The sequence below is a fragment of the Aneurinibacillus sp. Ricciae_BoGa-3 genome (genome assembly GCF_028421645.1).
In the GTDB taxonomy this organism is placed as follows: Bacteria; Bacillota; Bacilli; order Aneurinibacillales; family Aneurinibacillaceae; genus Aneurinibacillus_B.
The window spans coordinates 41,169-54,408 of record NZ_CP116887.1 but is presented as its reverse complement, the minus strand read 5'-3'; the positions used below and the strand labels follow the sequence as shown (position 1 = coordinate 54,408).

Below are 13,240 nucleotides of genomic sequence, written 5' to 3'. Positions count from 1 at the left end.
TGACAGCAACCGTTAGGTTGCCGGCCTGGCAATGTCCTACTCTCCCAGGGCGTTGCCGCCCAAGTACCATCGGCGCTGAAGGACTTAACTTCTGTGTTCGGGATGGGAACAGGTGTGACCCCTTCGCCATAACTGCCAGACCTACAGGATGTAGGTCGTTCTGCGTTAGCCACAGGACGTGGCTGCATTTAGCAGAACTTCCACCCTAAAACCTCGCGGTTTATTTAGTTTTCCCAGTGTTCCTGGAAAACTGAACAGTGAAAGTGCCAGTGTGCCGATTCTCCATAGAAAGGAGGTGATCCATCCGCACCTTCCGGTACGGATACCTTGTTACGACTTCACCCCAATCATCTGCCCCACCTTCGGCGGCTGGCTCCTTACGGTTACCTCACCGACTTCGGGTGTTGCAAACTCTCGTGGTGTGACGGGCGGTGTGTACAAGACCCGGGAACGTATTCACCGCGGCATGCTGATCCGCGATTACTAGCGATTCCGGCTTCATGCAGGCGAGTTGCAGCCTGCAATCCGAACTGAGAATGGTTTTTAGGGATTGGCATACTCTCGCGAGTTAGCAGCCCGTTGTACCATCCATTGTAGCACGTGTGTAGCCCAGGACATAAGGGGCATGATGATTTGACGTCATCCCCACCTTCCTCCGTCTTGTCGACGGCAGTCTCCCTAGAGTGCCCAACTGAATGCTGGCAACTAAGGACAAGGGTTGCGCTCGTTGCGGGACTTAACCCAACATCTCACGACACGAGCTGACGACAACCATGCACCACCTGTCACCGCTGTCCCGAAGGAAGCCTCTGTCTCCAGAGGGGTCAGCGGGATGTCAAGCCCTGGTAAGGTTCTTCGCGTTGCTTCGAATTAAACCACATGCTCCACCGCTTGTGCGGGTCCCCGTCAATTCCTTTGAGTTTCAGCCTTGCGGCCGTACTCCCCAGGCGGAGTGCTTATTGCGTTAGCTGCGGCACTGAGGATTGGAGTCCCCAACACCTAGCACTCATCGTTTACGGCGTGGACTACCAGGGTATCTAATCCTGTTTGCTCCCCACGCTTTCGCGCCTCAGCGTCAGTTACAGACCAGAGAGTCGCCTTCGCCACTGGTGTTCCTCCACATCTCTACGCATTTCACCGCTACACGTGGAATTCCACTCTCCTCTTCTGCACTCAAGCCTCCCAGTTTCAGGTGGCCCTCCACGGTTGAGCCGTGGGCTTTCACACCTGACTTAAGAAACCGCCTGCGCGCGCTTTACGCCCAATAATTCCGGACAACGCTTGCCCCCTACGTATTACCGCGGCTGCTGGCACGTAGTTAGCCGGGGCTTTCTCGTCAGGTACCGTCAGACCGGGAGGTCTTCCCGGCGGTTCTTCCCTGACAACAGAGCTTTACGATCCGAAAACCTTCATCGCTCACGCGGCGTTGCTCCGTCAGACTTTCGTCCATTGCGGAAGATTCCCTACTGCTGCCTCCCGTAGGAGTCTGGGCCGTGTCTCAGTCCCAGTGTGGCCGATCACCCTCTCAGGTCGGCTACGCATCGTCGCCTTGGTAGGCCACTACCCCACCAACTAGCTAATGCGCCGCGGGCCCATCTGTAAGTGTCCGAAAACTTTCCATCCAGAACCATGCGGTTCTGCATCCTATCCGGTATTAGCTTCGGTTTCCCGAAGTTATCCCAGGCTTACAGGCAGGTTGCCCACGTGTTACTCACCCGTCCGCCGCTAACTTTGAAAAGCAAGCTTCTCAAAGTCCGCTCGACTTGCATGTATTAGGCACGCCGCCAGCGTTCGTCCTGAGCCAGGATCAAACTCTCCAAAAAGGTTCGATGCTGTTCGCTCATACGAGCTGGTCTTACTTTAAAATCCAGAATTGAATTCTGGGTCAATCGCACATTTGGCATTTCACTGTTCAGTTTTCAAGGAACTCTATCAGTCAGCCACTCTATCAATCAGTTATCAGCGGCGACTTAACTATCTTATAACAATTTACTTTATCAATCAACAACTTATTTTTTCCAGTAAAAGTGGTTTTTATAAAAGAGCAAATCGATCTTTAAAAGATAGATTTATATCATATCACGTTTTAGAAGTAATTACAATTGAATTATTCCGTTTAAATCGGTTGTTTATCACCGTACAAATCCATCGCAATTGCACTTCTAAAAAGATAGTAGTTGTAAAAGCAACCCATTTATAATTGGATACACATCTCTGCACCATTCATATATAGAAAGATTAAAAGGCGTGAATGGTAAACCTTGATTACAGGGATAAGTACAATTTGGCAAATATAACGAGAAGTTTAATGGAGAAAATACATGATATAGACCGTAAATAAAGCATGATAAAACCAAGTAAATGACTGTTTATCGATACACTTAGTGACTTGCATAAACTGAAGCCCTCATTTCTTGATGAGAGCTTCAGTTGAGACTTTTAAAAATCAATAATAGGGATATCCATATCCGCCGTCTGGGTAACCATATCCATATCCGTACGGATAACCGTAACCGCCATATGCACCTAAAAGTAACGGAGTAGCTAATAGAAAGGGAAGGGCAACGGTAGCCGCAAACCCAAGACCCCCATGAAACCCGTGTCCATGAAACGGTCGATGTCCAAATCCAAATACACGTTCTCCGGAGCTGTGGGCGACAGGTACAATACTATCTGTCCATGCAAATGGTGGGCTTTGGTTATAAGACTCCTGTGTATCCATGTTTTTCATCCTCGCATTCTAAATTTACTTTGATAACAACATAATACGAAATGAATAGGTAAATGCCTTTGCCTGCACTTAAAATGTGCTTTTGCCTATTTGCTGCTTTTAGGAATCCTTCTTTTTTGCCCTTTATTAAATACCCACAGTCGGCTTCCTATATAATTCACAGCTACACCGCCTACACAGGCTGCGATCTTACTAAACAAAATATTGATTTGGCCAATATCACGTGTGATAAAAAGTATACTGGAAGAGACAACTAGCGAAACCCCGTTTACGAATATAAACTTGAAAATCTCCAATCGATCCGGCTTTTGTTTTACTTGGAACGTCCATCGCCGATTTAGGAAATAACTATTAATAACGCCAGCCGAATAGGAAACTGGTTGCGCTAACAGATACGGTATCATAGCCAAAGACAACACAAAAAATACGGCAAAATCAACTGCCGTATTTAAGAGACCTACAACACAAAAACGCAGCGGCGCATTCGTCTTAGGTTCGAAGTTTAACATTAGCGTTCACCCTCAGATACCTGTGGTTGATGAACATTTTTTTGGCTCCGCAGGATATATAATGGCCGATTTTTCGTTTCATCGTAAATTCGCCCAACATACTCCCCTAGAATTCCTAAAATAGTCAGAGTGATACCATTTAACAGTAGCAAGCAGTCCATTATAGATGTCCAACCGGGGATGGTATTCGCCGTAAATAGCTTTAGATACAAAGTAACAACCAGCGCTACAAAACTCGCAAAAGAAATAAGAAAGCCTAAATACATAGCTAGTTTTAATGGCTTATAGGAAAAGGATAGAATGCCATTCATAGAGAGGCGAATCATTTTCTTTAGCGGATATTTCGTTTCTCCAGCAAACCGTTCATCTCTAACATATTCGATAGCCGTTTGGCGGAATCCTACCCAGCTGACAAGTCCCCGGACAAAGCGGTTTTTTTCCCGAATGCTTCTCATCGCTTCACAAACTTTACGATCCATCAACCGAAAGTCTCCCGTATCAACAGGAATATTAACCTCTGTCGACGCACGAAGTGTACGGTAGAATAGAGCAGCGGACCACTTTTTAAATAACGACTCCCCTTTTCTCTTGATTCGCTTGGCATAAATAACTTCGTAACCTTCTTTCCATTTCTCTACCATTTGCGGTATTAGCTCAGGGGGGTCCTGTAAATCAGCATCAATGATAATAATTGTGTCACCTAGAGCATAATCCATTCCGGCAGTTATCGCGATCTGATGTCCGAAATTACGCGAAAAATTTAGCAGTTTAACATGATTATCTTCCACAGTGATTGTTTCAATAATTTCGGCTGTTCGATCCCGGCTCCCATCGTTAATAAATAGCAGCTCGTAAGGTTCTCCTATTGATTCCATAACCTTTGTTAACCGACGATAGGTTTCGTTTACAACAGCTTCCTCATTAAAGACTGGAATAATAACGGAATGGCGAATGGCTGTTTCCATGTGAATTCTCCTTCTGTTTTTTTACATATTCATAAAGCACCCATGAAGATTGCATATCTCTCATACTTGAATCTTGATCGCTCCACTTAGTAGATGGAATTACACAACAATTATCTCTTATCCAATTGAGTACAGCTGTTTGTTGATAGGCAGGGGGATTTGCCGGAATTAAAAAATAACGAATCTCATCCTTGCTGGCCATAGTCCGCAACTTCCGAACACTGAGAGCTGGATCACTCCCCATAAATCCTCCCATCGCCATAACAGGCAAATGGGTATGCAGAAAAATTGGGGCAGCCGACTTGGCATTCATAGTTGCAACCAGGTAACTTCCTTCTCGATAATTTGCCCTTAGGTAATTCTCAAGTTTAGCGTTAATAGCCATAAATTCGTGTTCTTGATTGTATTGGAGCTCTGGACCCGCAAATGGATAGGAAACGGCCCCTCTATATTCAATAGGTGTATAACACCAAATGGCTGGCGCCGTTAATACAGTGATAACAGCGGATAATAGGGCCAGAATAGGCGGCCTGCGCTCACCTGTTGCGTTTATAGCCAAACCTATTAAAGCCAGCAAACTTAAAATACCAACGATAATGGTAACCGGTATTCTCAGTGAGGGATACTTCCAAACCACTGAGATTTCGAAGGCTGTGTTGCACACCAGCGCAAGAGGCAGAAGCAAAGCCCTTGCAGTTCCTGCACACCATTGACGCCACATTTCAATAAAGCCAGCACCGGCAAGCGCAGCTATACCCGGTGCCAACATGACCATGTAATAACTGCTAAAGTTACTTGCAACACTGAAGAAAATTACCATAGTAAAAACCCAAACCGACCAAAAAATTACCGCCTGTCTTTTTTGATCAAGAATACCAGCTAAACGTGTTCCCCATAGTAATGCGGCAACACCAAATAAGAGCCCAGGTAAAAACCAGCTAAGTTGTCCATTTAACTGCGGAGTGATAAACAGCCTTAAGATCCCGGGTTTACCTATTTCGCCCCTTGTTAAAGAGCTAGGAGTTGTAGAGGACATCCCAGGAAAATGTGGAGAGGTGCTATATGATGTGCTGAAAGCTGACGTATAACTTGTATCGCTATTGCCGTTGCGTCCATTACCTTCTGTTTGACTCCATTGTTGTTGATCCTGTGAGAACCCTAAATGGGACCACAAATTCAATCTTCCCCATTGCCGATGCTGGCCTACCAGACGATTTATCCCGTTATATCCGATTGCGAGCTCCATCATCGAATTAGTATGCGTACTTCCAATATAAGGTCGTTGATTTGGAGGAACGGTATCAACGAGAAACGACCAGGAAAAAGAAACAACTGCAAGTACTACTGTAGCGCATAATAAGTGAGCAAGCTTTTTCGGCCAAGATGAAGTAACGGATTTTACATAGAACAAATAAAAAGCCGGTAGTATGAGGAAAGCCTCCATCATTTTAATGTTGAATCCCACTCCAACCAGAAAGAATGCGAATAAAAGCCACTTTATACTGTCCCGCTCTACTGCTTTATTAATTGCCCAGGTCGCAATGAGCGTGAGAAACATGAGTAGACTGTCAACTTCGTTGGTCCGATCCGTCGCCACAACTATAGGGGTAAACGCTAAGAAAAGAGCCGCTAGAAGTCCCGCCCCACGGCCAAACACATTGGTTACAAGGCGGTAAAGCACAGCTACTGATAATAAACCGGTCAGAGCTTGAGGCATGAACAAACTCCATCCTTTAAACCCAAAAATATAGGCACTTATTGTTTGAATCCAAAAACCAACTGGCGGCTTATCTATCGTAATAAACCCCTTTGGATCAAATGAATTAAAGAAACAGTTATGCCAGTTTTCCAGCATACTTTTTACAGCGGCTGCATAATAATCATTTCCATATCCCTCTTGTCCCAATCTATAAAAATTAAGAATAAAAGAAGACAACAGAATTACCGCCAAAACAAAATGATGCCATTTCAGTCTTCGTTTTATTTGGTCCATTGAATCGCTCCTAAATTAACCAGTCTACATAGTGCAGCTGTATAGTCGTGGATTTAAAAAATTTTGCCCTTTACTCTATCCACAAATCAAAACGGGTTGCGACATAACGTTCCCAAGCGAATTAGAAGGAGGGAAAACAATCATAATAGAGTTCCATACTGTGGCCACCATCAAGATTATCCTTTAGCTTTATTAAAAATCTATAAGAAGCTTTATCATTACAGTTAATGGATAAGCTACCTTTCCATTACAGGATGTATATTTAATAAAATGTTAAAAAATATTTAACTAAGAGTTTAGGGTTACTAGATAATATTAAGCGTAGGGTTTAAACTCGGCATTTTATTTGGAGGATCCATACATGAAAATTATCATTGCTGGTGGAGATGGCTTTTGCGGTTGGCCAACCGCCCTTTACTTATCCAAACAAGGACATGATGTTTCAATTTTGGATAATGGTTTAAGGCGTGAATGGGATAAAGAACTGGGGTCAAACTCCCTGACCCCTATTGCATCGTTAGAAGAACGTGTAGCATGCTGGCGGAACTTAACAGGGGAAACTTTACACACTTTTATTGGGGATTTGACGGATTATACGTTTTTAAATCACACATTAAATCAGGTGCGGCCGGACGTTTTTGTCCACTTTGGCGAGCAACGCTCTGCTCCCTATTCGATGATTGACCGGGAACACGCTGTATTTACACAAACCAACAATGTAGTAGGCACGTTAAATGTTATTTACGCCATCAAAGAAATTGTTCCTGACTGCCACATCATCAAACTGGGGACGATGGGTGAGTATGGCACACCAAATATCGACATTGAAGAAGGGTATATAAAAATCCAGCATAAAGGAAGGGAAGATGTATTACCGTTTCCAAAACAGCCAGGATCTATGTACCACTTATCCAAAGTGCATGACAGCCATAACCTCATGTTTGCTGCACGAGCCTGGGGTTTACGGGTAACCGACCTTAATCAAGGTATCGTTTACGGTTTGCATACGGATGAAACGAAATTAGACCCAATTTTAGTGAACCGCCTGGATTATGATGGAGTATTTGGCACCGCACTGAATCGTTTTCTTATCCAGGCTGCGATTGGCCATGATCTTACAGTATATGGAGAAGGCGGCCAGACACGTGGGTTTCTGAATATCGCGGACACAGTGCGATGCATAGAGATTGCTGCATTACACCCTGCAGATCCTGGTGAATTTCGAGTATTCAACCAATTTACGCAAGAATTCTCAGTCCTTGATTTAGCCAAAAAGGTACAAAAAATTTCAAAAGAGGAAGGCTATCAAATAGACATCGCACATATTGAAAATCCGCGGTTCGAAAAAGAAACCCATTACTATAAAGCGTCCCATACAAAATTGATAGAGTTAGGCCTTTCACCCCATTTGTTAACGGACGAAATATTACGCGGCATCTTCCGGACAGTAATTCAATATAAAGACCGTGTATTGCGTGACAATATGCTGCCAAAAATCAAGTGGTAGATAAGGAGCACGGTCGGCATTATGAAGATTGCAATTGTTACTGAAACTTTTCTGCCTTCAACGGATGGTATTGTTACGAGAATTTGTGAAACAATTAAATGGTGCATAAAAGAAGGCCATGAGATTTTAGTTATTGCCCCTGATCTGGGCGTAACAGAATTTGCAGGCGCCAAGATCAAGGGTATTCCTGCCCACAACTTCTTTGTTTACCCAGAAAAAAAATTCTCTTTTCCATCCCGTAAAGTAAAACGGTACCTGGATGAGTTTCAGCCGGATTTAATACATGTTCTAAACCCGGCGCTTTTAGGGGCGGCGGGAATATTCTATGGCAGTCGCGGCGGGTGGCCGCTTGTGGCATCGTATCACACACGATTACCGGAATATGCTGATTATTATCACCTGCCTTTTTTAAAACCTCTTCTTTGGTGGTATCTGCGAAACTTACACAATCAAGCGGATTTGAATTTGTGTACATCAAAAACCATGCAAACGGAACTTCAGAAACGGGGTTTTCAAAATGTACAGGTTTGGGACCGAGGTGTTGATACAAAACGTTTTGGACCGCACCATCGGAATGAGAGCATGAGACAACGGCTAACCAAAGGAAGGACAGACAAAACTTTACTGATGTATGTAGGCAGACTGGCGGCGGAAAAGGAAATTGCTAAAATACGCAATGTATTAGAGGCTTCAAAAGATTTTTGCCTGGCAATAGTCGGGGATGGGCCCTATCGCTCTGCATTAGAGGAACATTTCAGGGGGACCCAAACAATATTTACCGGGTTTTTACATGGCTTAGAATTAGCAGAGGCATATGCTTCTTCAGATATATTTATATTTCCATCCACGACCGAAACATTAGGCTTAGTTCTGCTTGAATCGATGGCCTCCGGATTGCCGGTCGTTGCCGCACGCAGCGGCCCAAGTTGTGAACAAATTCAGCATGAAAAGACGGGTATCTTATTTGAACCAGACAATCCTGATTCTTTAGTAAAATCAGTTTTGAAACTACAAAATAAAGAGCTGCGGGCTGCTATTTCTGTATGGGCCCTCAATTCGATTAATGAAATGAGTTGGGAGAAGCCATCTTATCAGCTTCTTAATTACTACACGCAAGAGTTAAATAAATTTAAGTCAATAAGTTCAAACACTAGATGGAATGTGTAATGGATGAGGGCTGGTAAATGAAGAATAAAAGCAACTACAACTGTTTTCAAAGGATTGTTCGTGTATTTAAATTAAATTTTCTTAAACTGCTTCGTTCTCCAGGAGGAGCTAAGAAAGTATCGTTGGGTTTTGCAATTGGATTTGGACTGGAAATGCTCGTAATATCTACCGCTTCTTTGATATATATTCTGTTCATCCCTCTAGTAAAGCTATCAAGAGGGTCTCTCCCTTCTGCCATTATCGGAAATGTTATAGGTAAGCTATCATTTCTCCCTTTACTTCTGCTTCCCTTTGCCAGGAGAATCGGAAAATGGATTTATCCAATGAAGGTGAAGCACGTGGGAAGACTTCATATCTCTTTTTCCGAGCTGCTCCATTTAGACTTTCATGGCATAATTAGCGTGTTGCAGGGTGGCATTCATATTCTTATTGGCATGTCCATTTTCGGATTGATTTTAGGATTCATTTCTTATTTCGTGGTGTATTACTTTTACGAGAAACAAAAGAACTACCGTTTAAAGCAAAGAGTATCTTCTGACAAACACATATAATTTTCCGTGACGATGGATCAATGCAGAAAGGGCATTCAACTCCGTCGAGTGATTCGCCAACAGAGGGGTTGCTCTTTTTGAACAGCTCTATATTTAAATTTAAATTGTTAACGTGTCTTTTTAATGATATTATTCAATTAATTGTTAACCTTTTATTTTTATTGGTTAACAATTAAAAGGATGGACAACCAAAAGTATACCATTGTAATGGAGAAAAATCGTGATTATATCATATGAAAAAGGAACGAGGTGGTACATTTGTACGATAGAATGTATAGTATCCGAATGCGAGCAGCTGAAGGAGGTCCTCATGAACAAGGGGGTTTACACATTTCGGGTGGAGAAACACTGGTGCCAAAGGTTTTGTTAGAAGAGACTACTAAAAACATGCTTCAAAAAGCGTTGAATCACAGTCGCGGAGACGCTGATTTCATTCAGGTAATCGTTGAGAAAATATCATCTAATGAAGTAGTATCGTTAGCTCCTTTATCTGTAACGACAGAAGCAGTAAAAAGTGTAGAAGAAGGGCATCATCGTTCTGTAGAAATATTACAAAGTTTAGGTGTCTCCAACAAAGCGATTACAAATGGGATGGGACTGTTGAAAAGCACTACGAATTTCCGTGGAGCCGTGGTACTTAGTGCTTCGAGTGGAGAACGACTGGATGATAGAGGTTTACGTGGAGTACGAGCAACTCGAATGGGGTGGAGCCACGAAGGATACGCCCGATGGTCCGCCTTGTATGCAGAACTTGCCTCCCCGCGTATAGCTGAAGCAATAGTTTTGGCGACCAAGGTTGCCCATGCCCCTTTTATGATTGCTGAGCTTTGCTGGTCTGATGATCCTGAATACATCACAGGGTATATATCTTCTCAGCAGAACGGTTATGTGCGGATTACTCATTTAAAAGAAAAAGGCGATTTTAGCGGGGGCAGAGTATTTTATGTTTCAGATGATGTACAGATGGAACATTTTATCGATTTTTTAGAACAGACAGCGGTGTTGTTGGTGTGAATTCCGTTAGCAGAATATATTACTTCAATCGAACAAAATGTAAATATGTTAATACCTTGTACATTACCGAACTGGACTCGCATATCATATTATATGGGGTGGGTAAGTTAGTGCCGCCTCCTTACTTCAACTAACTTACCCTATTTTGAACTCGCAGTGATGCGAGTTTTTCTTTTTTTAAACACATCAGCATAGTATGTAGATAAGGCAGGGCAAGTGTTAGGCTATCTTCCTTTTCAGCGAATGACTACTACGTTCAAAGTAAATCATCCCGGACATCACCTGTAACCGGATGGTTCCGGTGCAGAAAAATTAGACGCATTACTTTTCTCAAAACCTGAAACGGGGCCGACCTAAAAGCAGATAACAAAATAGTCTGCAGAAAATTGTGCTGTACATTAAGTTGGGGCTAAGAACGAAAGATAAAGAAGTAGCAGCTATACCTTCTGCAATAAATATTCATCCTCTACAAAAGATAGACCGTTAATTTGCTTGGCTGCCTTTTTGACTTTAGCCGCCATCTCTGAGACCTGAAGCGGTGTATTATATCTGCCAGGTAGGCAGTTTAAACACGCAAGTGAGATGCAAAGTGTATCTTGATTGATGGACTCAACCCTTAACCCCTCTCCCCCCTTAAATTGGGAATAGAAGTGTTCCTTAATATAGTCCCCGTATTGCCTTGCATATGCCGGATCTGTAATAATGATAAAATCATCGCCGCCTATGTGCCCGACAAAACCTTGCTTATCACCTATTACCCTGTTCGCGGTGGCCAGAATCTTCGCTGTACGAAGAATAATCTCATCACCTATTTCAAATCCGTACTGATCATTAAAGAACTTGAATTTATCGAGGTCGCAATAAATAACGGAGAAGTCCTGTTTATTATTCAACCGCTTGGAGATTTCTTTTTCAATCCGAATGTTCCCAGGCAACCCTGTCAAAGGATTTGAAACCGCGGCCATTTCCAGTTGTACTTTTGCCAACATGTCCAATAAGCTTTGGACCGAAACAATCCCTAAATACTTGTCGTTCTCCGTTACAATAATCACATCATACAGATGAAACGATACTCTATCCATCGCCAGTTTGGCTACTTCATCAATTTTGGTCCGTTTGTCTACAATGAGCGGGCTTTTATTCATGATCTGGGATATGGACTTTTCATAGTAGAGTGAACTACCGTATTGGCCTCCAAGAATTTGATAGATTTGAGAGCGCATAATCAGGCCAATTGGCTGTTTATCATTCACGATTACTAGGCTGTCTATTTTATTATTTCGCTCAAAGATATAATGGACCTCCCTGACGAGTGTGTCCTTTGTTACACATATTGTAGAAGTAAGAATATCCCCTACCTTATTGGTGTACTCTTCGTCAGTGGTCTTATTATTCCAATTTAAATGCTTAATGAATTTTCCAGCCTCCTCCCTAATAGACAAAAATTCTTTGTTGGGCCGACCGAGGATAAACCCCTGTCCATAATCGACCCCAAGGTTGATGAGGGTTTCCAGCTCACTTTCCGTTTCGATCCCTTCCGCAATAATCTTGCACTTCACTTTGTTTGCAAATTTAACAAAAGTCTCCAGCAGCGCCTGCTTGATGGGATCGATATCAACGTTTCTTATGAGAGCCATATCTAACTTTATATAATCAGGGTAAATTTCCGCTATCGCTTCCAGGCTGGAATATCCGGCGCCTGCATCATCAACCGCTATCAAGTATCCTTTCTTTCTATATTCCTGAATAATTTCACGAAAGGAATCAAAGTTTTTAATCGCATGGCGTTCTGTAATCTCAAAAACAATGTTATGGGGGGTTAGCCTGTATCTTTCCATTTGTTTAAAAATCTCTCCGCGCAGCAGGAAAGGATCATCGATGCTGCGGGCATCTAGGTTAATAAACAGCTTACATGAGGACTCTATGTATTTAAAGTTATCAATGGCTTTCCGCCTGCATAGTGATTCCAACTGAAAACTCCTTCCTGTCTTTTGAGCACAGTCAAAAAGATCTGCAGGCGAATAAAAGGCTGATCCTTCGGGTCCCCGCAGCAACGATTCCCACCCTAGCAGAGCACCGGTTTTCAGTGAAACAATAGGTTGCGCCACCATGTGTATATCCTCTGTTTCAAGAATATGATTGAACAGTTCTATATTTTTAAATTCCCTAGACATAATTCCGAATTTAGCCATCTGGCTAGCATATTTGACGGATGTGTACATCTCCTTCACGAGATCGTCACCGTCTATTTTGGCATATCCAATATGGACTTCGATTGGATTTATATTGGGATAGGTTACCCTTTTGTTTACTTTGTCTTCTACTTCCCGCTTCAAGTCCAGACAAAGCTCCTTCATAATCTCGTCCTTATATGTGCCTTCCCAGCTTAAGTAGACGGCGTAATCGTCTCCCCAGAGCTTCTGAATCGCTATTAGAGCTGCTTCACCCCGAAGAACAGAGTGACTTGCATCTAAAAGCACACGTTCTAATTGAATCAAAATATGACCAGCTTCCTGAAACCCAAACTTTGCTTCAATTTCTGACATATTCTTAATGTCCAAATAGAAAAGGACAATAGTCTTAGATCGAGCAAATTGCTCTTTTAAAAGTTTTTTAACCTGATAACGCTGATCTGTATAAATAAACGGGACTTTATGTTTAAACAAGCTGTCTAAAAAGGACCGCAATCATTTCCAACTCCCTCTATCTATAATCCTATTCATTATGACATGATTCCTTTAATTAATTGTAAAAATTACGTAAATACTTTGCACATTAGTTTCTTGTAATAGGACCAACATAT

Annotated in this window: 9 protein-coding genes and 2 rRNA genes; 4 read left to right on the top strand and 7 right to left on the bottom strand. The window is 42.7% G+C overall.

Annotated elements, in window-relative coordinates; all coding sequences use genetic code 11:
* Positions 1-23: 23 nt before the first annotated feature.
* From rrf to PP175_RS00240, 6 genes are all read right to left on the bottom strand, one after another.
* Positions 24-140, bottom strand: a 5S ribosomal RNA gene (gene rrf, locus PP175_RS00265).
* A 148-nt stretch (positions 141-288) separates the two neighbouring features.
* A 16S ribosomal RNA gene (locus tag PP175_RS00260) occupies positions 289-1,823 on the bottom strand.
* A 623-nt stretch (positions 1,824-2,446) separates the two neighbouring features.
* A complete protein-coding gene (locus PP175_RS00255; protein WP_272440952.1) occupies positions 2,447-2,722 on the bottom strand; it encodes a spore coat protein in 276 nt (91 codons plus the stop codon).
* 95 nt (positions 2,723-2,817) lie between these two features.
* A complete protein-coding gene (locus PP175_RS00250; protein WP_272440951.1) occupies positions 2,818-3,240 on the bottom strand; it encodes a GtrA family protein in 423 nt (140 codons plus the stop codon).
* Entirely contained in the window at positions 3,240-4,205 is a 966-nt protein-coding gene (locus tag PP175_RS00245) for a glycosyltransferase family 2 protein (RefSeq protein ID WP_272440950.1), read from the bottom strand. The genes PP175_RS00250 and PP175_RS00245 overlap by 1 nt, the downstream gene beginning before the upstream one ends.
* Positions 4,162-6,198, bottom strand: coding sequence for an ArnT family glycosyltransferase (locus tag PP175_RS00240; protein WP_272440949.1), 2,037 nt, complete (start codon positions 6,196-6,198; stop codon positions 4,162-4,164). The genes PP175_RS00245 and PP175_RS00240 overlap by 44 nt, the downstream gene beginning before the upstream one ends.
* A gap of 361 nt (positions 6,199-6,559) precedes the next feature.
* Here PP175_RS00240 and PP175_RS00235 point away from each other — a divergent pair, with 361 nt between their 5' ends.
* From PP175_RS00235 to bioW, 4 genes are all read left to right on the top strand, one after another.
* Positions 6,560-7,705, top strand: coding sequence for an NAD-dependent epimerase/dehydratase family protein (locus PP175_RS00235; RefSeq protein WP_272440948.1), 1,146 nt, complete (start codon positions 6,560-6,562; stop codon positions 7,703-7,705).
* A 21-nt stretch (positions 7,706-7,726) separates the two neighbouring features.
* Positions 7,727-8,872: a glycosyltransferase family 4 protein gene (locus PP175_RS00230; protein ID WP_272440946.1), complete on the top strand. Its 1,146-nt coding sequence runs from the start codon at positions 7,727-7,729 to the stop codon at positions 8,870-8,872.
* 17 nt (positions 8,873-8,889) lie between these two features.
* Complete coding sequence (locus PP175_RS00225; protein WP_272440945.1) at positions 8,890-9,423, top strand: DUF2062 domain-containing protein; 534 nt, start codon at positions 8,890-8,892, stop codon at positions 9,421-9,423.
* A 258-nt stretch (positions 9,424-9,681) separates the two neighbouring features.
* Positions 9,682-10,437, top strand: coding sequence for a 6-carboxyhexanoate--CoA ligase (gene bioW / locus PP175_RS00220; RefSeq protein WP_272440944.1), 756 nt, complete (start codon positions 9,682-9,684; stop codon positions 10,435-10,437).
* A gap of 437 nt (positions 10,438-10,874) precedes the next feature.
* Here bioW and PP175_RS00215 read toward each other — a convergent pair whose 3' ends face one another.
* Positions 10,875-13,124, bottom strand: a complete 2,250-nt coding sequence (locus PP175_RS00215) for a GGDEF domain-containing protein (protein ID WP_272440943.1) — start codon at positions 13,122-13,124, stop codon at positions 10,875-10,877.
* Between the last annotated feature and the right edge of the window lie 116 nt (positions 13,125-13,240).